This is a genomic window from Microbacterium sp. 4-7, assembly GCF_014332665.1.
Classification (GTDB): Bacteria; Actinomycetota; Actinomycetes; order Actinomycetales; family Microbacteriaceae; genus Microbacterium.
Map to the genome: position 1 here is coordinate 23,478 of NZ_MCRH01000007.1, position 23,910 is coordinate 47,387.

A 23,910-nucleotide genomic window follows, 5' to 3' on the forward strand; every position below is an offset into this window, starting at 1 on the left:
CATCACTTCGGATCGGAGCTGTCCAGCCCGCCTACACCACCGGTGCCGCCGAAGCCGCTGCCCCCGCGCTGCAGGGTGATGAGCTCGGTGTCGGTGCCGTCGCCGTGCTGGCGGGGATCCTCTGCCGCGTGGATCGCCTTCACCTTCGGCGAGCGACGGGTCTGGATCTCCACCCACTTCGCGATGCCCGACAGGATGAGGCACATGACGATGTAGATGCCGCCGATGACGAAGGCCGACTGCAGGATCGGGCGACCCTGCTGCGACGTCAGCTGCTTCGCGTAGTACAGCAGCTCGGGGTACGTGATGATGAAGCCCAGAGCGGTGTCCTTCATCGTGACGACCAGCTGCGCGACGATCACCGGGAGCATCGCCCGGATCGCCTGCGGCAGGAGGATGAGACGCATCACGCCGCTCTTGCGGAGTCCGATCGCGTAGCCCGCCTCTTTCTGCCCCCGAGGCAGGGACTCGATGCCGGCCCTCAGAACCTCGGCGAGCACGGAGCCGTTGTAGGCCATCAGTGCGATCACGACGGCCCAGTAGGGATCCATCTTGATTCCGACCACGGGGAGCCCGTAGTAGAGCAGCATCATGAACACCAGCACCGGAACGGCACGGAAGAGCTCGGTGACGGCTGTCACGGGGATCCGCACCCACGCGTGCTCGGAGAGCCGCCCGATGGCCAGCACGAAGCCGAGGACGACGCTGAGGACGGCGGCGAGCGCGAAGGCTGCGAGCGTGTTGCCCAGGGCCTTGAAGATACCCATCCACACGTTGGAGAACGTGAACACGTACCACTTCTCCGCCGAGAACTGGCCTGTCTCCACCATGCGGAGCACGATGAAGCCGATGGCGGCCAGGACGAGGACGACGGTGGCGACCGCGATGATCCGGTTGCGGGCGATCGCCCGGGGTCCGGGGACGTCGTACAGTACAGAGCTCATCGCGCGATCCTCCAACGGTTCTCGAGATATCGCTGCAGCCAGCTCAACAGCAGCACCAGGGCGACGAACACGACGGCGACCCAGAGGAGGACCTCCATCGGGTTGCCCGGACGGTCGGCCGAATCGTTGATGGTCGACCGGAGAGCCGCGAGCTCGGCGACCGAGAACCCGGCTGCGACGGTCGTGTTCTTCAGGAGCGCGATGAAGACGCTCATCATCGGCGGGACGACCGAGCGGAACGCCTGCGGCAGGATCACGAGACCCATCACCTGTCCGAAGGGAAGTCCGATGGCCCGCGCGGCCTCGGCCTGACCGACGGGCACCGTGTTGATACCCGCCCTCAGGACCTCGGCCACATAGGTCGCCGTGTAGATGCCGATGGCGAGGATGCCGAGCACGAGGTTCGACAGTTCGGGCAACCCGAGTTGCGGGTACCCGAAGATGAAGAAGAAGAACACGAGGGTGAGCGGGGTGTTGCGCACGGTGTTCACGTACACCGTGCCGACGCCGCGGGCGATGGGCACCGGGGAGACACGCATGGCCCCGACGATCAGACCCAGGATCAGTGCGATGATCCCGCCCGCGAAGAACACGATCAGCGTGTTGCTGATCGCCTGTCCCCACAGGTCGAGGTTGCCGAAGATGACGTCCACGCCACCCTCCCTTCTTCAGAGTGAATGGGCGGCCCCCCTGAGGGGGCCGCCCATGTCGATCAGTACGCGTCGACCTCGGGCTGTTCGACCTCGATGCCGCTGGAACCGAGGTTCGCGTCGAAGATCGCCTGCCAGATGTCGCCACCGTCGGTGAAGAGCTCGTTGATGTGCGTGCGCAGCGCGTCGTCGCCCTTCGTGAGGCCGACACCGTAGCGCTCCTCGGTGAAGAGGCCGCCGGTCACCTTGACGTCATCCGGGTACTGGGCCGCGTAGCCGATCAGGATCGCCTGGTCGGTGGTCACGGCGTCGACCTTGCCGTCGATGAGGTCCTGGACGCAGGCGGAGTACAGGTCGTACTCCTGCGTCTTGATCTCGGGGAAGTTCGCCTTGATGTTCTGGATCGGCGTCGAGCCGGTCGCCGAGCAGACGGTCTTGCCGTTGAAGTCCTCGAGAGCCTCGGCGTCGTCCGCGTCGGCGGCGACCAGGAGTCCCTGACCGGTGATGAAGTAGGGACCCGCGAAGTCGATGAGCTCCTTGCGCTTGTCGTTGATCGAGTAGGTGCCGACGTAGTAGTCGATGTCACCGTTGGTGATCGCCTGCTCGCGGTTCGCCGAAGCGATCGGCTTGAACTCGATCTTGTCCTCGTCGTAGCCCAGGGATGCGGCGATCCACCGTGCGATGTCGACGTCGAAGCCGGTGCGCTCTCCGGTCGTGACATCGAGGTAGCCGAGCCCGGGCTGGTCCTCCTTGACGCCGACGATCACCTTGTCGCGCTCCTGGATGGCGTCGAACGTCGGGCTGCCCTCGAGCTGGACGTCGTCAGCGACCTCGAACCAGGTGGAGTCCTCGCTCTCTTCGCCGCCGGTTCCGGCGCCGGGGCTGGACGGGCTGCCGCTGTTGCAGGCCGTCAGCGCGAACAGTGCAACCGTCGCGATCCCGATTCCTGCCAGTGTCCGTGTGCGTCGCATGTGCGTCTCCTTCGTGTGCTGTGTGTGCAAAGGTCTGTGAGGCTCGTCAGTGCGTGAGGAGCTTGGAGAGGAAGTCCTTGGCGCGGTCGCTCTTCGGGTTCGTGAAGAACTCCTCAGGCGTCGCCTCCTCGACGATCTTGCCGTCGGCCATGAACACGACCCGGTTGGCGGCCTTGCGAGCGAAGCCCATCTCGTGGGTCACGACGATCATCGTCATGCCGTCACGGGCGAGCTCCACCATGACGTCGAGGACCTCGTTGATCATCTCGGGGTCGAGCGCGCTGGTCGGCTCGTCGAAGAGCATGACCTTGGGCTGCATGGCGAGAGCGCGGGCGATCGCGACGCGCTGCTGCTGTCCGCCGGAGAGCTGTGCGGGAAGCTTCGAGGCCTGCTGGGCGACGCCGACGCGCTCGAGAAGCATCATCGCCTCTTTGTCGGCATCGGCCTTCTTCATGCCGCGGACCTTGATCGGGCCGAGCGTCACGTTCTCGAGGATCGTGAGGTGCGCGAAGAGGTTGAACGACTGGAACACCATGCCGACGTCTGCGCGCAGATGCGCGAGGCCCTTTCCCTCAGCGGGGAGCGCCTTGCCGTCGATGCTGATCGTGCCGCTCGTGATCGTCTCGAGGCGGTTGATCGTGCGACACAGTGTCGACTTGCCCGAGCCTGAGGGACCGATCACCACGACGACCTCGCCGGCGTTCACCGTGAGGTCGATATCCGTGAGCGCCTGGAAGTCGCCGTAGTGCTTCTGGACATTGTCGACAACGACGAGGGGCTTACCGGTGGTCATCATTTCTCCAAACTAGCCAGGTCGCTCACGTGGCTCCACAGTGATGCGTCGACATTTACACGTTCGTAACCACGCGATGGGGCCGATCCCGCCCGAGAACCGGAGTGCCCCACGGTCCGCCCCCGCGGACCGTGGGGGCGTCCCTGCTGCTCCGTTCCTCCCCCGAGTAGAACGTGGCAGCAAGCCTCCGACCGGATCCGATCGCAGGACGACTCCGGAGAATGGCCGAGTCCGCGCCTCAATGAGGGGCGTGGGCTCTGTGGCATCTGAATTCTCCGTTGAATCGAGCGCGATCGACCCCCACATTGGCAGAGTGACATGCCGGTATGAGACTTCTTGAGGATTTCTTGAGGCCTCAGTCCCGCTGGTCCCGGTAGTACTCGACGGCCCCCGGATGCAGGTCGACCGGCCCCGTGAAGATCGCCTGCCTGCGGTCGAGCAGGGACGCGACCGGAACCCGCTGCGCGATATCGGTGCGGACCGTGAAGAGGCTCGTGAGGACGTCCCGTACGACGCCGTCCGGAGTGTCGGACGAGGTGACCAGATAGTTCGGCACCGCCATCGTGGGCGCGGACTCGTCGAGTCCATAGAGCGCGACGGGGAAGTCGGACGGCCGATACGCATCGGAGTATCGAGCGTTGATCGCGGTGACCCATGTCTGCTCGATCGGCACCAGCCGCACGGGCGTCGTCGTCGCGAGCTCCGCGATGCCCGGTGTCGGGATGCCGCCGACCCAGAAGAATCCGTCGATCTCGGATCTCTCGAGCGCGCTGATCGACTCACCGAGATCTAGCCGGGGATCCGTGATCGTCGCGACGTCGACGTCGGCGGCGTCGAGTGCTCGCGCCGCGATCACATTGACGCCGGAATTCTCGGCCCCGAGCGACACCGTCCTGCCCGCAAGGTCGCCGAGGGCGGCGATGTCCGAATCCGCGCGTACGACCACGTGGAGGTACTCGTCGTACAGGCGAGCGACAGCCTGCACCGGCATGGGCTCGTCGAACGCTCCCACTCCGGCGACGGCGTCGGCCGCGGCATCCCCTTGCGCGAACCCGAGGAGGGCCTCCCCCGAGCTCACCCGCAGGAGGTTGTCGACGGACCCGGCGGTCTCGGCCGCCGACACGCGGATGCCCAAGGACTCCGACAGCTCCCGAGCGAGTTCGTCGCCGTAGGCGTAATAGACCCCGTTGGATCCCCCGCCGGCGATCTCGTAGGCAGAGTCGTTCCACTCCGTCGATCGAGCGCTGCACGCGCTGCTCGTGGCGGCGAGCAGCAGCACGCATGCCGCCGCCACCCCTCTGCGCCACCATGCGCGGCGGCTCTCCCGCCCGCTCATCCCTCGGCTCCGTCCGGCAGCATCAGCGACACCAGCAGCCCGCCGTCGTCCGGCGTATCGACCCGCAGCTCGCCGCCGATCGATTCCAAGAGGTCGGTCGCTATCGCGAGGCCGAGCCCTGACCCCGGAACCCCGCCGCTGTCGTCGCTGCGCCAGAATCGGTCGGCGGCGTTCGCGGCCTCCTCTCGCGTCAGGCCGGGGCCGTGGTCGCGGACTGTCAGCACGCAGAGTCCACCGCTGCGGTGCGCGTCGACCTCGACGGCCGACTCGGCGGGCGAGAACTTCACCGCATTGTCGATGACGGCGTCGAGCGCGCTCTCGACGATCGTGCGGTCGGTGATGCTCATCACCGGGCCCACTCCTGTCGAGAGCATCCGGACGCGTCGCTGTGACGCGACCTCGCTCCAGGCGTCTGCGCGGCGGGCGGCGAGCGTGGTCAGATCGACGGCTGAGATCATCGTGTCGGCGCGCCCGCCGCGCGCGAGTCCGAGGAGCGTCTCGAGGATGCGAGCCATCCGGCGCCCTTCCTCCCTCGTCTCCTCGACGTCGTCCTTCCAGTCGGCTCCGAGACCGGTCGAGAGGTGCTCGACACGCAGCAGCAGCGCGTTGAGGGGATTGCGGAGCTCGTGCGAGGCGTTCAGGGCGAACTCCTGCTGACGCGTCATGACGCGCTCGATCTCATCCGCCATGCCGTTGAACACGCGCGTCATCCGGCGTAGCTCAGGAGGCCCCGTGTCCTCCGCGACCCTCGCATCCATCTCGCCGCGTTCGATCGCGATCATCGCCTCATCGAGACGTCGGACCGGAGAGAGCACCCACCGGGCGAGTTGGAAGACGAGGAGCACGCCGAGTCCGATCGAGACGATCGACACGACCGTCAGCACAAGAATCTGCTGCAGGATCTGGGTCCGTGGCGCCTCGACGTCCGCGGAGAGCATCACGGCGCCGATCACGTCGCCGTCGTCGAAGACCGGCTCGACGAGCGAGGACTCTGCCGCGATCCAGGGGAACACCGGCTCGGGCGCCTCGGCGCGGCGCCCCGAGAGCGCGAGGCCGACCCGTGCGGCATCGTCCTCTGACAGGACTTCGCCGCCGCCGTCGCGCGCTGACCACACCCCACCGGAAAGATCGAAGACGATCACATCGATCCCGTACACCTCGTGGAAGCGGGCGACCTCCGCATCGATCACCGTCGCGCTGCCCGACCGCAGCGCCTGCCGCGCGCTGGTCACGAAATACCCGAGGTCACCGAGCTGCTCGGTGTAGAAGGCCTGCTGGATGCTGCGGGTCGCGCTCCACGCCGTGGCGCCGCCCAACGACAGCAGGATGGCGACGAGCGGCACCAGGAAGACGACGACGAGACGTCTGCGCATCGAACGCTACCCGGCCAACCGATAGCCGACACCGCGCACGGTCTCGATCAGATGCCGCTGACCCGCCTTTTTGCGGATCGCGCCGACGTGCACCTCGAGCGAGTGCCCGAAGCCCCGCCAGTCGGTGTTCCAGACCTCGCGGATGAGTCTCTCCTTCGGCACGGCGACGCCAGGGTACCGGGCGAGCACCGCCACGATGTCGAATTCCTTGCGAGTGAGTTCGATGGGAGCGCGTGCGATGATCACCTGCCTGGCGACGAGGTCGATCTCGATCTCGCCATCCTGCAGACGTACGCGCGCCTCGGATTCCGGCCGCACGGGTCGAGAGCGTCGTGTGACCGCCTCGATCCGGGCGAGGAGCTCGTGGACGTCGTAGGGCTTGACGACGAAATCGTCAGCGCCGGCACGCAACCCTCTGATGCGCTCCGTGACCTGGTTGCGTGCGGTGACGATCACGATCGGCACCTCGGAGCGTGCGCGGATCCGACGGCAGAGATCGATGCCGTCGACATCGGGCAGACCGAGGTCGAGGAGCACCACCTCGGTGTCCGCACCCAGCTGCTGCAGCGCGGAGGCTCCGTCCGCGGCTCGCACGGTGGCGTACCCGGATCGCGCGAGGAAGGCCTCGAGTGCAGCGGCGACACGCTCGTCGTCCTCCACGATCAGAATCTGCATCGACCCTGGGTCCCCTTCTCCGCTCGAGCAGGGACAAACCTACCAGCAGGACGGGCGGCCGCTCGTCCGCCGGAGATCAGGCCGAGGATGCCGCCCGCTGCGCGAACGCGCTCTCGTACAGGCAGACGCTCGCTGCCGTGGCGAGGTTCAAGGATTCGGCGCGGCCGAAGATCGGCAGCTTCAGCACCTGGTCGGCCTGCGCGAGCGCCTCGTCCTCGAGACCGCGCGCCTCATTGCCGAACAGCCACGCCGTGGGCTCGGCGAGCACTCCGTCCGCCCGCGCATGAAGAAGATCCTCGCCCTTGACGTCCGCGGCCAGAATCCGGAGTCCCGCGGCGTGAGCCTTCTCGACCACATCAGAGAGCTCTGCGCCCACGGATACGGGCAGATGGAACAGCGAACCTGTCGTGGCGCGCACGACCTTCGGGTTGTAGGGGTCGACCGTGCGGCCCGTCAGCACGACGGCGTCGGCTCCCGCCGCATCGGCGGCCCTGATGATCGTGCCGAGGTTTCCCGGGTCCCTGATCTCCTCGCAGATCGCCACCAGACGGGGGGATGCCGCGAAGATGTCCTGCACCGACGTGGGCGCCTGCCGGACGACGGCCACCAGCCCCTGCGGAGTGACCGTGTCGGCCATCGCGTTCAGCACGTACTCCGTGACGTACTCCACCTCGATGCCGGCGTCCGATGCCTTCGCGCGGATGTCCGGATGCTTCTCCCAGCCGGTCGGGGTCGCGAACAGCTCCACGATCGCCTGAGGACTGTAGGTCAGCGCCTCGCGAACCGCCTGGGGACCTTCGAGGAGGTAGAGCCCTGTCTCTGCGCGCGCGCTGCGCTTGGTCAGCTTGGCGACGGCACGGACTCGGGGCGAACGGGGGTTCTCCAGCACGTTCACAGTCTAGAGAACGGCAGGACCGTTCCTGCGCAAACGCCGGGCGAACGACAGAGGACGCCCTCCCGAAGGAGAGCGTCCTCTGTGGTGAAGAGCTGCTTACGCAGCCGACTTCGGAGCGTTGACGTCGGAAGGCAGAGCCTTCTTCGCCGTCTCGACCAGCGTCGTGAAGGTCGCTGCATCGTTGACCGCGAGGTCGGCGAGCATGCGACGGTCGACGGTGACGCCCGCGAGACCGAGGCCCTGGATGAAGCGGTTGTACGTGATGCCGTTCTGGCGTGCAGCGGCGTTGATGCGCTGGATCCAGAGACGACGGAAGTCGCCCTTGCGCTTGCGACGGTCACGGTACGAGTAGACCAGCGAGTGGATGACCTGCTCTTTGGCCTTGCGGTAGAGGCGCGAACGCTGACCGCGGTAGCCGGAGGCGCGCTCGAGGATGACCCGACGCTTCTTGTGGGCGTTTACCGCCCGCTTGACTCTTGCCATTTTCCTGTGTTCCTATCGTGCGTTCGGGCGCGTCAGCGACCGAGAAGCTTCTTCGCGACCTTGGTGTCAGCCTTCGACAGCACCTGGTCCTGGTTGAGGCGGCGGGTGCGACGGCTCGACTTGTGCTCGAGGTTGTGGCGCATTCCGGCCTGCTGCTTCTTCAGCTTGCCGCTGCCGGTGATCTTGAAGCGCTTCTTAGCACCCGAGTGGGTCTTCTGCTTCGGCATCTTCTCTTCCTTCGTATGGCGCCTTCTCAGGCGACGGTGTCAACCCGCGGTGCGGGAGTCTGGGGGCGGGAGTTACTCCGCTGCGGCCTCGGCCGGCTCGTCGGCGTCGGTCTTGGCTTCGCGGGCGGCCTGCTTGTTCGCTGCGCGCTGGGCGTCGCGAACCGCATTCTGCTCCTGCTTCGCCTCGGACTTGCTCTTGAGCGGAGCCACGATCATGACCATGTTGCGGCCGTCGATGGTCGGGTTCGACTCGACGGTTCCGAGCTCGGCGACATCCTCGGCGAACTTGCGGAGGAGACGGACGCCCTGCTCGGGACGCGACTGCTCGCGACCACGGAACAGGATCATGGCCTTCACCTTGTCGCCGGCCTTGAGGAAGCCCTCGGCGCGCTTGAGCTTCGTCGTGTAGTCGTGCGCCTCGATCTTCAGTCGGAAGCGGACCTCTTTGAGGATGGTGTTCGCCTGGTTGCGGCGAGCTTCCTTCTCCTTCTGGGCGGCTTCGTACTTGAACTTGCCGTAGTCCATGATCTTGACCACGGGCGGCTTCGAGTTGGGCGCGACCTCGACGAGGTCGAGATCTGCTTCCTGCGCAAGGCGCAGCGCCGCCTCGATGCGGACGACGCCGATCTGCTCACCCGCGGGACCGACGAGGCGGACCTCGGGGACGCGGATGCGCTCATTGGTGCGGGGATCGCTGATGCGTAGCTCCTTAGACGATGGGATTCGGCCACCAGGATGCTGTCAGCACCCCGGGCGAAATCAGAATCGTCCCACCCACCGGCATTCAGACGCCGGCTCCGCACCCTGCCTGCCGGACCCCGTCTGACGACGCGATCCGGTGGAGTGCAAGACCCGGTAGCCTGGAACGGCAAGCGCGGGTGGGAAGTGAATCCTCTTTCGTACCGGAGCATGACGCTCCGGAGCCCGACAAAGTCTAACAGAAGGCAAGGCGAAGTGACGAACCAGGCATCGGATGAGGCTGCACGCGAGCGCGAAGAGCGCTGGGCACGGCAGGAGGAGGCGGCGTCCTCCGCCACGCGGGACATCGCCGATGTGCCGGCGGTCGAGGTCATCACGACCGCAGCCGTCCACCTCATGAGTGCCGCGGCGGTCAAGCTCGGCCTCGCCGACGACCCGCACGCGGCGGAGCAGCTCGACCTCGATGAGGCGCGCAAGCTCATCAACGCCCTCGCCGGGCTGATCACCGCCGGCGCACCGGAGATCAGCGACATGCACGCGCGGTCCCTCCGAGACGGGCTGCGCTCGCTGCAGCTCGCGTTCCGCGAGGCGTCGACCATTCCCGACCCGATCGGCAAGGGTCCGGGCGAGAAGTGGACAGGCCCGGTCAACTAGGGACTGCCGGCCGCTGCGGCTGACCGGTCGGTGGCAGCACCGAGCCGGTCAGGCCGAGCGACGCAGCTTCACGGTGAGAGAGTCGGCGAGCACCGCGATACGATCATCCGCCGCCCACCGCTGCGCCAGGCGCGCGAGCACGGCGTCGAGCACCTCGCGCTCGAGCCCGTCGACCAGCTCGAGGATGACGATCAGTTCTGGTCCGCGCAGACGGGCGTCCGGGTCTCCGGCCGCGACGGCGACGTCGATCACGGCGAGTTCATGCGCGACACTCTCCTGCAGAGCAGTGAAGACCTCGGGCGAGAGGAAGCTCGGCTCCCACCGATGACCCTGCGCGACCGCCCACACCGCGGGACGACGGAGGACGAACTCGGTGTCGGACGTCGGGTCGAGAACGATCAGATCCGTCTCCTCCGCCGACGCTGCGAGAGCGGCGCGCACGGCTTCCACCGGGATCGGACGGGCCGTCGCGTCCCAGCGCTGCATCGCCTCGACCGACGAGAACACCGGCTGCACGCGACGACCGTCGGGAGCCGCGACCGTCACGATCGAGAGCTCCTGAGTCTTGTCGACAGCGAGACCGCTCGGCGCCACGCCCTCCTCGCCCTTCTCGGCGATGAGCGGGATCAGGACCCGCGCCGAACGGAACGCGTCGACGACCTCGGTCTGAGCACCGTCGCCCGCCCGAAAACGCAGCAGCGCGTCGAGCAGAACCGGGTCGGCCGATCCGTCGTCGGCGGCATGAGGGTTCGACTGGAAGCTGCGGCCTTCCCAGGGCACACCGGCCGAGTCGCCCCGATCGCTGGACGGGTGCTCGTGCGACCCATGACGGTCGTGGGGACCGTGGTCCCCGGCGTCGTCAGTCCCCTGCGACATCCAGCGCCTCAGCCAGCGTGAACGCGCCGGCGTAGAGTGCCTTGCCGACGATGGCGCCTTCGACGCCCAGCGGCACCAGTTCGCGGAGCGCCACGATGTCATCGAGGTTCGAGATGCCTCCGGATGCCACGACGGGCTTCGGGGTGCGGGCTGTGACCTCGCGCAACAGCTCGAGGTTCGGCCCCTTGAGGGTCCCGTCCTTGGTGACGTCGGTCACGACGTAACGGCTGCAGCCGGCATCCTCGAGGCGCTCAAGCACCTCCCAGAGGTCGCCGCCCTCCTTCGTCCACCCGCGAGCGGCCAGCGTCGTACCGCGGACGTCGAGCCCGACGGCGATCGCTTCGCCGTAACGGCTGATCACGTCGGCGGCCCACTCGGGGTTCTCCAGCGCGGCCGTGCCGAGGTTGATGCGGGTCGCGCCGCTCTCGAGAGCCGCCTCGAGCGTCGCGTCGTCACGGATGCCGCCGGACAGCTCGACGTTGACGTTCTTGAACTGCTTGATGACCTTGCGGAGGATCGGCGCGTTGCTGCCGCGTCCGAAAGCGGCATCGAGGTCGACGAGATGGATCCACTTCGCCCCCTGTGCGACCCACTCCCCCGCGGCGTCGAGCGGGTCGCCGTAGCTGGTCTCGGTGCCGGCCTCACCCTGAGTGAGGCGGACGGCCTTGCCCCCGGCGACATCGACGGCGGGAAGCAGGGTGAGAGCGGGAGACTGCGCGAAGTCGTTCATGACGTCCTCAGGTGAGATGGAGAGACCGATTCGTCGGCACGAGAATCGACACTAGCCCGCGTATCGGCCCGCTCCAAAACGATGACAGCAGAGAACCTCCCGTGCCACGCGGTAGCCTCGATGACGCCCCTGTTTCGGTGTGTGAGGAGATGTTCCATGGTGCGCGATGCGGAAGCGCGAGGAGGCGGACCCCTGCGACGCGGGAATGCGCTGCCTCCCGAGACTCCGGATGAGCGCGCTCAGATGCCGGCTGGACCCGACGCGGAGCCCACAGCCCCGCACCCCCGACCGGCACCCCAGCCCGCCCCCGCGCCGGGAACGCGAGCCGCAGCGGCATGGGCAGCAGCCTCGGCCGCAGCTCCTCCTTCCGATGATGCGCGACCGGCCACCCCCGCTGTGCCGATCTCCGCACCGCCTTCGGTCCCCGCTGCGCCACCCGCCGCCCCTGCAGTACCGCCCGCACCCTCAGCCGCATCGCCCGCAGCCCCTGCGGTACCGACGACGCCGGCACCTTCCGGAGCGCCCGCTGCGACCGGATTGCTTCCGACCGCGTGGTCGGAACAGCAGAGCTCTCCGACTCAGGACAGCACCGTCCGGCCCGCCGTTCCGGCGGCCACGGCACCGCGCCCCCAGTCTTCCGACGTACCGCCCGCTCCGCCGCTGCCGGTGCCCGCCTCGGCCCCGTCCGCGCCCAACGCCGCCGCTGCAGAGTCGGCGTCCTCGGCATCCTCGCGTCGTCAGCAGCGCGAGCAGGGCGTGGGGCGTCGCTCGTTCCTTCAGGAGGAGCGCCGTGAGGAGCCAGCGCGTCAGGGCGGACGCGGGCTGCTCAACCGCGTCGGGTTCACCCTCGGCCCGAGCGCTCGCGAACGCGCCGTCCGCGACGACGAGCACGCGGTGAGCCGCCACTGGCCGGGCCCCCGCACCGTCGCTGTCGTCAACGGGAAAGGCGGGGCGGGAAAGACACCGGCCACCGTGCTGCTGTCGGCGGTCTTCGCGCAGTACGGCGGCGCCGGGGTTCTCGCGTGGGACAACAACCAGACCCGCGGCACCCTCGGCTGGCGCACCGAGACGGGGGCGCACGATCGCACGCTGCTCGAACTGCTTCCGCAGACCCAGCGCCTGCTGGGAGCCCAGGGACAGTCAGCCGACCTCGCGCACTTCGTGCATCACCAGCCGCAGGAGAAGTACGACGTCCTGCGGTCGAAGCCCGTCCGACTGGCCCACGAGAATCGGCTCCGGCCCAGTGACGTCGACTCCATCCACGCGATCGCGGCCAAGTTCTACCGTCTGATCATCATCGACTCCGGCAACGACGAGTCCGATCCGATGTGGCTGCGGATGATCGACCTCGCCGACCAGATCGTCGTGGCGACGACGACACGTGACGACCATGCCGAGGCCGGGGCGCTGCTGCTCGAGGCACTCGAAGACCGCGACGAGCGATCCGCACGGCTGGCTCGCGAGTCAGTGGTCGTCGTCAGCCAGGCGGACCCGAAGGCATCCCCCGCCGAAGTCGCAGACGTCATCGCCGGATATCAGCCGCTCGCGCGCGAAGTCGTCGGCATCCCCTTCGATCGGGAGATGGTCGACGGTCACCTCCGTCTTCGTGCACTTGCGGCGCCGACGCAGCGGTCGTGGCTCTCTGCCGCGGCCGCCGTCGCCCGAGGCTTCTGAGCCGTTCGGCAGAGGACCCGACGGACCGGTCGTCCGAGGTTCGGATCGACGGCGGCTCAGCGGGCTGCCGACGCGTCAGGACCGAAGGCTGTCGACCCAGTTGCGGAGCAGCTGGATTCCGGCCTCTCCGGACTTCTCGGGATGGAACTGCGTCGCGGAGAGCGGCCCGTTCTCGACCGCGGCGAGGAACGGATCGCCGTACGTCGACCACGTGAGCACCGGCTGAGGGAACGGCGGGATGACATCGAGCTCCCACGACTGCGCGGCGTAGGAGTGCACGAAGTAGAAGCGTTCGTTCTCGATGCCCTTGAACAGCACCGATTCAGCGCCCGGCTCGACCGTGTTCCACCCCATGTGCGGCAGCACCGGCGCGTTGAGCTCCGTGACCGCTCCCGGCCATTCGCCGAGACCCTCGGAATCGTGCCCGCGCTCGACACCGTGCGCGAACAGAACCTGCATGCCGACGCAGATGCCGAGCACCGGGCGCCCGCCTGCGAGCCGGCGATCGATGATCTCGTCGCCGCCGTGCGCGTAGAGCGCATCGCGCACGGCCTGGAACGCGCCGACTCCGGGCACCACGAGACCGTCGGCCTCGAGGGCCTCCGTGCGGTCGCGCGTCAGCACCGCATCAGCACCGGCTGCGATGAGCGCCTTGACAGCCGAGTGGACGTTGCCGGATTCGTAATCGAAGACGGCGACCCGGGGAGCCCTGCTCACAGTGCGCCCTTCGTCGACGGGATGCCGTCGACCAGGGGGTCGAGGGCCTTGGCCTGGCGGAACGCCCGAGCGAATGCCTTGTACTCGGCTTCGGCGATGTGGTGGGGGTCGCGGCCCCCGAGAACGCGTACGTGCACCGTGAGTCCCGCGTTGAAGGTGATGGCCTCGAACGTGTGGCGCACGAGCGAACCGGTGAAGTGGCCGCCGATGAGGTGGTGCTCGAAACCGGCAGGCTCCCCCGTGTGAACGAGATAGGGACGCCCCGAGATGTCCACGACAGCCTGAGCGAGCGCTTCGTCGAGCGGCACGAGAGCGTCGCCGTATCGCGAGATGCCGGACTTGTCGCCCAGCGCCTCGCGGATGGCCTGACCGAGAACGATCGAGATGTCCTCCACGGTGTGGTGTGCGTCGATCTGCGTGTCCCCCGAGGCGCGCACCGTGAGGTCCGTGAGCGAGTGCTTCGCGAAAGCCGTCAGCATGTGATCGAAGAACGGCACCGACGTGTCGATACGGCTCGCACCGGTGCCGTCGAGGTTCAGCTCGAGCTCGACGGTGGACTCCGACGTGCTGCGCACACGCGTGGCGGTGCGCGGGGTCTGGGCGGGGCTGCTCATGAAGCCGATCCTATCGAGGCGAGGGCATCGAGGAATGCCGTGGTCTCCGCCTCGGTGCCCGCGGTGACGCGGAGGTGCCCGGGTATCCCGACGTCGCGGATGAGAACACCCTGCTCATAGAGCTGCTGCCAGACCTTCTGGGGCTCTGCGACACCCCCGAACAGGACGAAGTTCGACCAGGACTCATGCGGGGTGTACCCCAGCGCCTCGAGTGTCGCGGAGATACGATCCCGCTGCTCGACGATCTCCTCGACCATGCCGAGCATCACGTCGGAGTTGCGCAGAGCGGCGACGGCTGCGGCCTGCGTGAGAGCGCTGAGGTGGTACGGCAGGCGCACGAGCCGCAGAGCGTCGATGAAGGCAGGATCCGCGGCGAGGTACCCCACGCGGGCACCGGCGAAGGCGAAGGCCTTGCTCATCGTGCGGGAGACGGCGAGCCGCGGTCGTCCCTCGAGAAGGGTCAGAGCCGATGCCGCGTCGTGCGGCGCGAACTCCTGGTACGCCTCGTCGACGACGACGATTCCGTTCGACGCTTCGTACACGGCTTCGACGACGTCGAGGCCGAGCGGCGTGCCTGTCGGATTGTTCGGCGAGCACAGCAGGATGACGTCAGGATCGACATCTCGCACCTGCGCTGCCGCCTCTTCGGGGGTGATCGTGTAGTCGGGCTGCCTGGTGCCGGCGACCCAGCGCGCTCCGGTGCCCTTCGAGATCAGCGGATACATCGAGTAGGTCGGGGCGAAGCTGAACGCCGTGCGGCCCGGCCCTCCGAACGCCTGCAGAATGTGCTGAAGGACTTCGTTCGACCCGTTGCCCGCCCAGATCTGAGCCGGTTCGAGACCATGACCGAGATACTCCGCGAACCCTTCCCGGAGCGTGGTGAACTCGCGATCCGGGTAGCGGTTGACATCGCGGAGCGCGACCGCGATGTCGTCCAGGATGTCACTGGCGACCGCGTCGGGAACCGGATGGGTGTTCTCGTTGACGTTGAGTGCGATCGGAAGAGGCGCTTGCGGCGCTCCATAGGGCGTGAGCCCTCGGAGGTCGTCGCGAAGAGGGAGGTCGGCGAGTGATGCAGTCACCCTTCCCATGGTAGGCCGCCTTCGCTACACAGACGCCCGTGGTGACGGAGTGTGAACGCGCATCCGCGCCGCACCGCTCGATCGAACGGCCCTCACGGGTTCATTCCGAATACTGCGCCGGAATCGCCAGCTCCTGGCCGATCTGCAGCTCGCCGCCGCGCAGCAGGTTCAGACGCGTGATGTCGCCGATCACGTCGCGCGGATCCGCGCCGGGGGCCACGCTCTCAGCGATCGACCACAGCGTGTCGCCGGGCATCACCGTCACCGTCGCGAACGATGCCGTGGCAGTCTGCTCGCCTGAGGCCATCGCACTGCCGCCGCTGAGTGCCGCGAATGCGATCCCGGCTGCGAGCGGCACGGCCGCGACAGCGAGAACGACACGTCGACCGCGCGCCGTCAGCTTGAGCCGCGTCGCCGGACGAGCCGGAAGGACTGCTGCACTGCTGAAGGTGATGGTGCTCATGTCGTGCTCCTCTGCATCTACCGCGTGGGCGGTGAAGTTGGCGTAGCGTTCGCATTCGCGCCTCGGCCGGGAGCCGTGAATGCGAAGCTACGTTCCGAAGTTATCTTCGAATTCGAACATCTGTCAAGCGTTCTTCGAAACAGAAGTCCGGGAATCGGCCGACACGCTCGAACAGATCTTCCACTTCGGCGCGATTCTCGGATACGGTTTCGATGTCAACACCCCACCACGGGCCTCCGACATTCGAACTGAGACGCCGGAATCGCACACCTGAGGAGCACCATGAGCGACATCTCCGCCCCCGACGCCGACGTCCCGCGCACCCGTCGCCGCAAGAGCCTGAGTCCCAAGCAGATGGCGATCCTCGAGGTCATCCAGACGTCGATCAGCCGTCACGGGTACCCGCCGAGCATGAGAGAGATCGGCGACGCCGTGGGCCTCAAGTCGCTGTCCAGCGTGACCCACCAGCTCGGCCAGCTCGAGCTGAGCGGATATCTGCGACGTGACCCCGGCAAGACCCGTGCCATGGAAGTGCTCATCGACCTCCCCGGCACCAGCGGAGAGAATCCCGCCGATGTGGCGACCCCCGTGGGCGATGCGGCGCTCGTGCCGCTCGTCGGCCGCATCGCCGCAGGTGTCCCGATCACCGCCGACCAGCAGGTCGAGGAGATCTTCCCGCTCCCCCGGCAGCTCGTCGGCAAGGGCGACCTGTTCATGCTCAAGGTGTCCGGCGAATCGATGATCGATGCGGCGATCTGCGACGGCGACTGGGTCGTGGTGCGGTCGCAAAGCAGCGCCGAGAACGGCGAGATCGTCGCCGCCATGCTCGACGGCGAGGCGACGGTGAAGGTTCTCCGTCGACGCGACGGTCACACCTGGCTGCTGCCTCGCAACTCCGCATTCGAGCCGATCCTCGGCGACGAGTCCGTCATCCTCGGCAAGATCGTCGCCGTGCTGCGCGCGGTCTGACTCCCCTCCCACCCTGCCGGTGACGGCGGGCGTCGACGCACCATAGGCTCGAACCATGTCGTCGCCGTTCGGTACCTGGACCTCTCCGTTCACCCCCGACCGGATCGCCGCGTCGTCTCCGCGGATCGATGGCAGCGCCTTCGTGGCCGACGAGATCTGGTGGGGTGAGTCGATCCCTGCCGAGGGCGGTCGCCTGACCGTGCGAAGTTCGACGGGTGCCGAGATCCTTCCCGCGCCATGGAGTGCTCGGTCTCGCGTCCACGAGTACGGCGGCGGGGCGTGGACCGCGGATGCCGACGGCACGCTGTACTTCGTCGATGCCAAGGATCAGCGCGTGCACCGCATGCCCCGCGGCGGTGTCCCCGTTCCTCTGACACCCCCGGGCCCGGCGCACGGCGGTCTGCGTCTGCAGAGCGGCCGCCTGTTCGCCGTGCGGGAGGATCTGTCCGTCTCCCCTCACCGACGCGCCATCGTCGAGATCCCGACCGACGGGTCGGCATCCGACCGGCCTGCGCTGTTGAAGACCCTCGTCGAAGGCGAGTCGTTCTACGCTCATCCGGCACTGTCTCCCGACGGTTCTCGTGCAGCGTGGGTCGAGTGGTCCGGCGATCGGATGCCGTGGCAGCGAGCGTCGTTGGTGATCTCGGACGGCACCGCGCGCACAGAGCTGTCCACTCGCGCCGCGCTGCAGCCCGAGTGGACGGCTGACGACGAGATCGTGTACTCCGACGATCCCTCGGGCCGCTGGGCTCTGCACCGACAGCGTGTCAGCGGAGCCCAGGCGGTCGGCACGGCGGAGCAGATCATCGACGACGACGCCGACACGGGATACGGCCTCTGGGTGCTCGGCAATCGCTGGTACCGCCCGCTCGCCGACGGTCGCGTCGTGGCTGTGCGCACGAACGGTCGCGACCGGGTCGTCGTCATCGACCCCGACGGCAGCGCCCACCGCATTCCCCTCCCCGCAGACGGCCACGTGAGTGTCGACGATGTCGCGGGCTCCCGCGTGCTGCTCTCCGGAAGCAGCTCGACGACAGAACCCGGGGTCTGGTGCGTCGACGTCGACACGGGTCGCGTCGAGGCCGTCGCGGGAGCTGCGCCGACCGATCCTGCGTGGATGCCGCCCGCATCCGAGGTCCTGGTCGACGGCTCGCACGGGCCCGTCCATGCCTTCGCGTACCCGCCGACGAATCCCTCGGCCCACGCTCCGGCCGCGGATGACGAGCTCCCGCCCTACATCGTGCTCGTCCACGGCGGCCCGACCGCGCATGTGACCGGCGCGGCGTCCGCCGCCGTCGCGTTCTGGACGAGCCGCGGCATCGGCGTGCTCGACGTCAATTACGGCGGATCGACGGGCTACGGCCGTGCGTACCGCGAACGGCTGGACGGCGGATGGGGCGTGGTCGACGTCGACGACGTGATCGCAGCGGCCCGCGGCCTCGCCGATGCCGGGCTCGCGGATCCCGCCCGCATCGCGATCAGAGGCGGCTCGGCGGGCGGTTGGACAGTGCTCTCGTCGCTGGTGCGGGGAGGGACGTTCGCCGCGGGGATCAGCCGATACGGAGTGGTCGACCTGCGGATGCTGAGCGCGCACTCCCACGACTTCGAGGCGCACTACATCGAGGGGCTGGTGGGTCCGCTGCCCGAGGCGGAGGCACTCTACATCGCGCGTTCGCCCCTGACGCACGCCGACCGGATCGACGTGCCGGTGCTGCTGATGCAGGGTGCGGACGACCGTGTCGTGCCACCGGCACAGTCCGAGGCGATCCGCGATGCGCTGGCGACGAGTGGTGTGGAGCACGAGTACGTGCTGTACCCGGGTGAGGGCCATGGCTTCCGGTCGAGCGAGACGATCATCGACGCCCTCGAGAGGGAGCTCGCTTTCCTCGGACGCGTGTTCGGATTCACGCCCGCGCGCTGATCACTCCCCCACGCGGTTGCGCAGGCGCATCGCGCGCTCGGCTTCGCGGGTGTCCTGACGCTCGCGGAGGGTCTGGCGCTTGTCGAACTCGCGCTTTCCCTTGGCGAGAGCGATCTCGACCTTGGCGCGACCGTCGGAGAAGTACAGCTTCAGCGGGATCAGCGTGTAGCCGCCGGCGGAGACCGCGTGCTGCAGCTTCGCGATCTCCTCACGGTGCAGCAGCAGCTTGCGGACGCGCTTCGCCGAATGGTTGGTCCAGTGGCCCTGCGAGTACTCCGGGATGTGCACCGAGTCGAGAAAGACCTCGTTCCCCTTGACGAACGCATATCCGTCGCTCAGGTTCGCGCGCCCCTGGCGCAGTGACTTCACCTCGGTGCCGGTGAGCACCATCCCCGCCTCGTACGACTTCTCGATGTTGTAGTCGTGACGTGCGCGACGATTGGTCGCGACGACCTTCTCCCCGCGTTCCCTGGGCATGATTCTCTCCTGATCCGCGTCGCGCAATGGTTCCGGTGCCCGTCACGGGCGCACGACAGCCTGTCAGTCTATACCGGCGCGCGGGTCAGGTGCGAAGCCAGCGACGGATCGCGAAACCCGCCGACAGCGCGGCGAGCACGACGCCGATGCCGATCAGCACCGGGACGACGACGGCAGCGTCCTGCATCGACACCCAGGTCGTGATGAACGGCACGCGTCCTCGGAGGTAGCCGTCGACGCCGAAGTGGACGCCGGCGACGACGGCCGCGCTTGCGAGGGCCGAGCCGAGGAAGGCAGCGAAGACGCCCTCCAGGACGAACGGCGTCTGGATGAAGCGGTTGGACGCCCCCACCAGGCGCATGATCCCGATCTCCTTGCGTCTGGCGTACGCGGAGAGCCTGATGGTCGTGCCGATCAAGAGGATGGCGGCGATCAGCATGAGCGCTGCGATACCGACCGCGATGTAGGTCGCGACCGTCAAGGCGGAGAACAGGGGTTCGAGGTACTGGAGCTGATCCTGGACCTGCTCCACCCCCGCGACACCGTTGAACGCCTCGGAGATGACCTGCGACTGGCCGGGATCCTTCATGGTGACGAAGAAGACCTCGAACGCCTGCTCGGGCGAGATCACGCTCGCCTGGTCCTCGCCGAGCTGATCGACGAGCTTGGCGTAGGTGTCTTCCTTGGAATCGAAGCTGACCTCGCTGATGAGAGGAGCGAGCGCCTCGCCGTCGAGCTGTGCTCGCACGGCGTCGACCTGCTCCTCCGATGCGCCGCCGTCGACGCAGGTGTCCTGCTCCGAGATGTCGGAGCACATGTAGACGGCGACCTGCGCCCGCTCGGTCCAATAGCCGCGCATCGTGCCGATCTGCGCCTGCATCAGGATCGCGGCGCCGACGAAGGTCAGCGAGACGAATGTCACGAGCACGACGGAGATGACCATCGAGATGTTGCGACGAAGCCCTCCGAGGGCCTCCGCGAGGATGAGTCCGATTCTCACGACGTCGGCCCCACTTCTTCCGTGCCGTCGTCGGACAGACCGAGTCGATCGGCCACCCCGAGCTCGGCGACGTCGACCTGCGGCAGCACGATGGGATGCGTCCGCGCCGCGAGGGCGACCGCCGGCTGCTCGTCTATCACCGGCGGCTCGATCGGCGCCGCCTGAGCCTCGGGAGTCTCGGATGCGGTCGGGACGGCGTCTGCGGACGCCGATTCCGCCTTGCGCTGCGCGCTGAGCTCCTCAGCGAGCGCGGCGCGGACCAGCGAGAGGTCGGCGGTCTGGCGCTGCACCTCCTGCACAGCAGTGAGTGCAGCGGCCGCGGCGGCGCCGCGCACCTCCTCGGGAACCAGACGCGGGATGTTCGACGTGTCTCCGTAGCCGCCGTGCACCTCGTCTCGCACCATCTCGCCATCGCGAAGTTCGATGACCCGACGCTGCATCTGGTCGACGAAGCCCGCCTCGTGTGTCGCCATCAGCACTGTGGTGCCTCCGGCATTGATCCTGGCGAGGAGCTGCATGATGTCGACCGACGTCGCCGGGTCGAGGTTTCCGGTCGGCTCGTCCGCGAGCAGGACCTGGGGGCGATTCACGAGCGCCCGTGCGATCGCGACGCGCTGCTGCTCGCCGCCGGAGAGCTCGTGCGGCATCCGCTTCTGCTTCCCGTCGAGTCCGACCAGCGCGAGCGCCTCGGGCACGGCCTGCTGGATGAAGCCGCGCGACGAGCCCGTCACCTGCAGAGTGAAGGCGACGTTCTGGTAGACGGTCTTCGACGGCAGCAGTCGAAAGTCCTGGAACACGGATCCGATGTGGCGGCGGAAGTACGGCACCTTCCGGTTCGCAAGCGAACGCAGATCGCGGCCGAGCACGGCGACTCGACCCGTCGTCGGCACGTCCTCGCGGAGGATGAGTCGCAGACAGGACGACTTGCCCGACCCCGACGCGCCGACGAGGAAGACGAACTCCCCGCGCTGCACTTCGAAGTCGACATCGGACAGAGCGGGCCGCGAGGTCCCGCGATAGCGTTTCGTGACGTTCTCGAACCGAATCATGGCGGTTCGAGCCTAAGCGCGCACCCTCGTCTGCCTGCGAGCGACACCCCGCTCGACCCCCCTGCGTGTCGCACTCCACTGCTATACATGGAGGTGCCGATCCGTGCCGTCAGCATGGACGATACTCCGAGGGGGAACCATGACGACGCCTGCAGGCTGGTATGACGACGGATCCGGGCGTCAGCGGTGGTGGGACGGCACCCAGTGGACCGAGCACTTCGCCCCCATCGTGGAATCCGCCCCGTCTGCAGCAGGCGAGTCGGCCGGCGGTCTGACCGGCGAAGCGACCACGGACCGGGGTTCCGAGTCGGCTGACGTATCGGGCCACTCCTCGTCCGACGCGATTCCCGATTCGGCAGCAGCCGCGGAGACGGCCGCTGCGATCGAGTCGGTCTCCGCGGTCGAGAGCCAGTCGTGGAACACGCCCGCACCCTCCGACTCCCGCGCCGACGCGGAGACTCCGGCCGAGCCGTCCGCCCACCAGGACGCGGGCGCCGCGCCCTCATACGGCGCGCCCATGACCGATGCCCCTGTCGACGACGCCGGCACCACGCATGAGCAGGGTTCCACCTCTCCGGAGTCCCCGACGCCGACCGACGACATCGTGCCCCCGTATGCGAACACCGCGGGTCCCTCCGAAGGTGGTGCACCCTCCTACCCGGGCACCGCAGCCCCCTCGTATCCCCAGGATTACCCGGTCGCGCCCGCATACCCGGGTTCGGCGGCACCCTCACCCTCGTACCCCGGCGCCGCCGCGTACGCTCCCGCCGGACAGCAGTACGGTGCGCCCGCCGGATACCCGCCCGCATACGGCGCCACGACCCCGGTGGCTCCGGCCCGCCCGTCGGTCCTCGGGCTCGTCGGGCTCGGACTCGCGGCGCTCGGAACGATCCTGTCGTGCATCCCGGTGATCTTCTGGCTCGGATGGCTCCTGCTCGGCGTGGGCTTCATCGTCTCGCTCATCTCGCTCTTCCTCAAGGGCAGGAAGTGGCCCGGCATCTCCGGACTCATCCTCTCGATCATCGGCGCGATCATCGCGGTCGTCATGTTCTTCGTCATCGTCTTCGCGACGGTGTCCGAGGCCGTGCGCGATCTGCCGTCCGCGCCGCCGTCGAGCGATTCCGACACCGGAATCGACGACGGCACGACCGACGACGGCACGGGGTCCGCGCAGGTCGAAGAGGGCACGATCGGCGACACCGTCGCACTCACCTTCCTGGGCGGGAGCGGCGAGATCACTGTCACCGAGGCGCGCTGGGCGACCAGCGACGGCTCGAGCGTCCCCTCGACCAACGGCGGTTACGTGACCCTCGAGACGACGTGGACCGGTGTCGAGGGCACGACGGCCGCGAACCCGCTGTTCACCTCTCTGGAGACGGCAGAGGGAGTCGAGGGTCAGGTCGACTTCTTCGTGACGGGCGCACCGAACGAGCTTCTCGACCCGGGGCAGACGGTCAGCGGCCCGATCACCTTCGACATCGCCCAGAGCGAGTCCTACGTCTTCGTCGTCACTGACGAGGCCGGACGCGACATCGCGCGCATCGACGTCGCTCCGTCGGCCGGCTGAGACCCGAGCGGAACGGCGATCATGACGGTGCCGGCAGGGTGGTACGACGACGGAGCGGGCCGACAGCGCTGGTGGGACGGCGCAGTCTGGACTGAGCACACCGTGACCACCGAGACGTCGTCCGTGGCGAACACGCCACAGGGGCACGGCCAGCATGCCACGGAGGAGCCCACGGTCGCCGCGTCAGCGGACCCGATCTTCGAACCGCCCTATGCCTGGCAGTCGTCGAATCCCTCCCCCGGGGCCTCCGCAGAAGTGCCGCAGTACGGGCGCGCGTCGATGCCCGCGACCTCGGCAGGCGTCGTCGCCTCCCACGATGCGACGGCAGGGTTCGGGTCGTACGGCCCTGTGCCCCCGAAGGCGAACACGAAGGTCTCTGTGCTCGGCATCATCGGTCTCGGCATGGCCGCGCTCGGCGTGGTCCTCTCGTGCATCCCGCCGATCTCGATGGCTGGTGGGGTTCTGCTCGGGATCGGATTCGTGCTCTCGCTGATCTCCCTGTTCCTCCGGGGTGCGAAGTGGCCGGGAGCGGCGGGCATCGCGGTGGCCGTGCTGGGTGGTGTCGTCGCGATCGCCATGATGCTGCTGACCCTGGGCGCCTCGGGGCTGTCGTCGATCGTGCCGACGTCCACCTCGACCCCTCAGGCGACCCAGAGCACAGAACCCGACGACACCGCCGAAGGCTCTCCCGGCAGCGCGGGAACCGAGACCGTGACGGTCAACGAACTCGAGGTCGGTCACTGCATTCCGCTCATCGAATGGGAGGAAGAGGTGTACGAGCTTCCGATCGTTCCGTGTGACGCGCCGCACACCGACGAGGTCTATTTCATCTTCGATGTGCCAGAGGGCGAATTCCCCGGGGACGACGAACTGCAGACCATCGCGGCCGAGAGGTGCGACGTCGCTTTCGAGGAGTTCGTCGGCATCCCCTATGCCGATTCGGAGCTCGACAACTATTGGTTCGTACCGACTGAGTCGTCATGGAAGCGGATGAACGACCGCGCAGTCCAGTGCATCGTGATCAGCTACGACGAGATCACGGGCACCCTCGAAGGCGCCGACCGCTGAGAC

At 67.9% G+C, this 23,910-nt stretch carries 26 protein-coding genes; 6 read left to right on the plus strand and 20 right to left on the minus strand.

The genetic code is table 11. The features are described from left to right. Positions 1-2 precede the first annotated feature (2 nt). The 11 genes from BEP68_RS14570 to infC form a co-directional block, all read right to left on the minus strand. Positions 3-944: an amino acid ABC transporter permease gene (locus tag BEP68_RS14570; protein ID WP_053096895.1), complete on the minus strand. Its 942-nt coding sequence runs from the start codon at positions 942-944 to the stop codon at positions 3-5. Continuing rightward, on the minus strand, positions 941-1,597 hold the full coding sequence (locus BEP68_RS14575; protein ID WP_053096897.1) for an amino acid ABC transporter permease: 657 nt from the start codon (positions 1,595-1,597) through the stop codon (positions 941-943). Before BEP68_RS14575 ends, BEP68_RS14570 begins: the two co-directional genes overlap by 4 nt. A gap of 59 nt (positions 1,598-1,656) precedes the next feature. Beyond that, the gene (locus tag BEP68_RS14580; RefSeq protein ID WP_053096898.1) at positions 1,657-2,565 is read right to left on the minus strand and encodes a glutamate ABC transporter substrate-binding protein; all 909 of its coding nucleotides are present in this window, start codon (positions 2,563-2,565) and stop codon (positions 1,657-1,659) included. A 46-nt stretch (positions 2,566-2,611) separates the two neighbouring features. Beyond that, positions 2,612-3,361 carry an amino acid ABC transporter ATP-binding protein gene (locus tag BEP68_RS14585; protein WP_372984152.1) on the minus strand — a complete coding sequence of 250 codons (750 nt, stop codon included), beginning with the start codon at positions 3,359-3,361 and terminating at the stop codon, positions 2,612-2,614. Between the two features lie 352 nt (positions 3,362-3,713). Further along, positions 3,714-4,694: a TAXI family TRAP transporter solute-binding subunit gene (locus BEP68_RS14590; protein WP_187250409.1), complete on the minus strand. Its 981-nt coding sequence runs from the start codon at positions 4,692-4,694 to the stop codon at positions 3,714-3,716. Next, entirely contained in the window at positions 4,691-6,067 is a 1,377-nt protein-coding gene (locus BEP68_RS14595) for a sensor histidine kinase (protein WP_187250410.1), read from the minus strand. Before BEP68_RS14595 ends, BEP68_RS14590 begins: the two co-directional genes overlap by 4 nt. 6 nt (positions 6,068-6,073) lie before the next feature. Next, complete coding sequence (locus BEP68_RS14600; protein WP_072591505.1) at positions 6,074-6,742, minus strand: response regulator transcription factor; 669 nt, start codon at positions 6,740-6,742, stop codon at positions 6,074-6,076. 76 nt (positions 6,743-6,818) lie between these two features. After that, entirely contained in the window at positions 6,819-7,631 is an 813-nt protein-coding gene (locus BEP68_RS14605; protein ID WP_187250411.1) for a TrmH family RNA methyltransferase, read from the minus strand. Between the two features lie 102 nt (positions 7,632-7,733). Then, on the minus strand, positions 7,734-8,120 hold the full coding sequence (rplT, locus tag BEP68_RS14610; RefSeq protein ID WP_045252681.1) for a 50S ribosomal protein L20: 387 nt from the start codon (positions 8,118-8,120) through the stop codon (positions 7,734-7,736). Positions 8,121-8,152: 32 nt separating this feature from the next. Further along, positions 8,153-8,347, minus strand: a complete 195-nt coding sequence (gene rpmI, locus BEP68_RS14615) for a 50S ribosomal protein L35 (RefSeq protein WP_017828564.1) — start codon at positions 8,345-8,347, stop codon at positions 8,153-8,155. A gap of 72 nt (positions 8,348-8,419) precedes the next feature. Next, positions 8,420-9,070, minus strand: coding sequence for a translation initiation factor IF-3 (gene infC, locus BEP68_RS14620; protein WP_072591506.1), 651 nt, complete (start codon positions 9,068-9,070; stop codon positions 8,420-8,422). A 231-nt stretch (positions 9,071-9,301) separates the two neighbouring features. On the opposite strand from infC, the gene BEP68_RS14625 reads away from it, so the two are divergent. Then, entirely contained in the window at positions 9,302-9,700 is a 399-nt protein-coding gene (locus BEP68_RS14625) for a DUF1844 domain-containing protein (protein ID WP_053096908.1), read from the plus strand. A 48-nt stretch (positions 9,701-9,748) separates the two neighbouring features. Here BEP68_RS14625 and BEP68_RS14630 read toward each other — a convergent pair whose 3' ends face one another. Then, on the minus strand, positions 9,749-10,576 hold the full coding sequence (locus BEP68_RS14630; protein WP_053096910.1) for an SseB family protein: 828 nt from the start codon (positions 10,574-10,576) through the stop codon (positions 9,749-9,751). Then, complete coding sequence (gene priA / locus BEP68_RS14635) at positions 10,560-11,306, minus strand: bifunctional 1-(5-phosphoribosyl)-5-((5-phosphoribosylamino)methylideneamino)imidazole-4-carboxamide isomerase/phosphoribosylanthranilate isomerase PriA (RefSeq protein ID WP_053096912.1); 747 nt, start codon at positions 11,304-11,306, stop codon at positions 10,560-10,562. Before priA ends, BEP68_RS14630 begins: the two co-directional genes overlap by 17 nt. A 666-nt stretch (positions 11,307-11,972) precedes the next feature. On the opposite strand from priA, the gene BEP68_RS14640 reads away from it, so the two are divergent. Beyond that, positions 11,973-12,980, plus strand: a complete 1,008-nt coding sequence (locus BEP68_RS14640; RefSeq protein ID WP_053096914.1) for a MinD/ParA family protein — start codon at positions 11,973-11,975, stop codon at positions 12,978-12,980. Between the two features lie 75 nt (positions 12,981-13,055). Here BEP68_RS14640 and hisH read toward each other — a convergent pair whose 3' ends face one another. The 4 genes from hisH to BEP68_RS14660 form a co-directional block, all read right to left on the minus strand. Beyond that, the gene (gene hisH, locus BEP68_RS14645; protein ID WP_056280145.1) at positions 13,056-13,697 is read right to left on the minus strand and encodes an imidazole glycerol phosphate synthase subunit HisH; all 642 of its coding nucleotides are present in this window, start codon (positions 13,695-13,697) and stop codon (positions 13,056-13,058) included. Continuing rightward, positions 13,694-14,311 (minus strand): imidazoleglycerol-phosphate dehydratase HisB, encoded by a 618-nt coding sequence (gene hisB / locus BEP68_RS14650; protein ID WP_053096918.1) that lies wholly within the window; start codon positions 14,309-14,311, stop codon positions 13,694-13,696. The genes hisH and hisB overlap by 4 nt, the downstream gene beginning before the upstream one ends. Beyond that, positions 14,308-15,402 carry a histidinol-phosphate transaminase gene (locus BEP68_RS14655; RefSeq protein ID WP_171821927.1) on the minus strand — a complete coding sequence of 365 codons (1,095 nt, stop codon included), beginning with the start codon at positions 15,400-15,402 and terminating at the stop codon, positions 14,308-14,310. Before BEP68_RS14655 ends, hisB begins: the two co-directional genes overlap by 4 nt. 91 nt (positions 15,403-15,493) lie before the next feature. Continuing rightward, positions 15,494-15,856, minus strand: a complete 363-nt coding sequence (locus BEP68_RS14660) for a LysM peptidoglycan-binding domain-containing protein (RefSeq protein ID WP_053096921.1) — start codon at positions 15,854-15,856, stop codon at positions 15,494-15,496. A gap of 282 nt (positions 15,857-16,138) precedes the next feature. Here BEP68_RS14660 and lexA point away from each other — a divergent pair, with 282 nt between their 5' ends. Both lexA and BEP68_RS14670 read left to right on the plus strand, forming a co-directional pair. Further along, positions 16,139-16,825 (plus strand): transcriptional repressor LexA, encoded by a 687-nt coding sequence (gene lexA, locus BEP68_RS14665; protein ID WP_056280140.1) that lies wholly within the window; start codon positions 16,139-16,141, stop codon positions 16,823-16,825. A gap of 55 nt (positions 16,826-16,880) precedes the next feature. After that, positions 16,881-18,746 (plus strand): prolyl oligopeptidase family serine peptidase, encoded by a 1,866-nt coding sequence (locus BEP68_RS14670; protein WP_187250412.1) that lies wholly within the window; start codon positions 16,881-16,883, stop codon positions 18,744-18,746. Here the strand turns inward: BEP68_RS14670 and smpB are convergent, their stop codons facing one another. The 3 genes from smpB to ftsE all read right to left on the minus strand — a co-directional run bounded on the left by smpB (position 18,747) and on the right by ftsE (position 21,272). Continuing rightward, positions 18,747-19,223 (minus strand): SsrA-binding protein SmpB, encoded by a 477-nt coding sequence (smpB, locus tag BEP68_RS14675; protein WP_053096927.1) that lies wholly within the window; start codon positions 19,221-19,223, stop codon positions 18,747-18,749. A gap of 85 nt (positions 19,224-19,308) precedes the next feature. Beyond that, positions 19,309-20,223 carry a permease-like cell division protein FtsX gene (gene ftsX, locus BEP68_RS14680; protein WP_056280135.1) on the minus strand — a complete coding sequence of 305 codons (915 nt, stop codon included), beginning with the start codon at positions 20,221-20,223 and terminating at the stop codon, positions 19,309-19,311. Next, positions 20,220-21,272, minus strand: coding sequence for a cell division ATP-binding protein FtsE (ftsE, locus tag BEP68_RS14685; RefSeq protein WP_053096931.1), 1,053 nt, complete (start codon positions 21,270-21,272; stop codon positions 20,220-20,222). The genes ftsX and ftsE overlap by 4 nt, the downstream gene beginning before the upstream one ends. 139 nt (positions 21,273-21,411) lie before the next feature. On the opposite strand from ftsE, the gene BEP68_RS18265 reads away from it, so the two are divergent. Beyond that, entirely contained in the window at positions 21,412-22,839 is a 1,428-nt protein-coding gene (locus BEP68_RS18265; protein WP_261987880.1) for a DUF2510 domain-containing protein, read from the plus strand. A gap of 21 nt (positions 22,840-22,860) precedes the next feature. Continuing rightward, positions 22,861-23,907 carry a DUF2510 domain-containing protein gene (locus tag BEP68_RS14695; protein WP_187250413.1) on the plus strand — a complete coding sequence of 349 codons (1,047 nt, stop codon included), beginning with the start codon at positions 22,861-22,863 and terminating at the stop codon, positions 23,905-23,907. Positions 23,908-23,910: the final 3 nt, after the last annotated feature.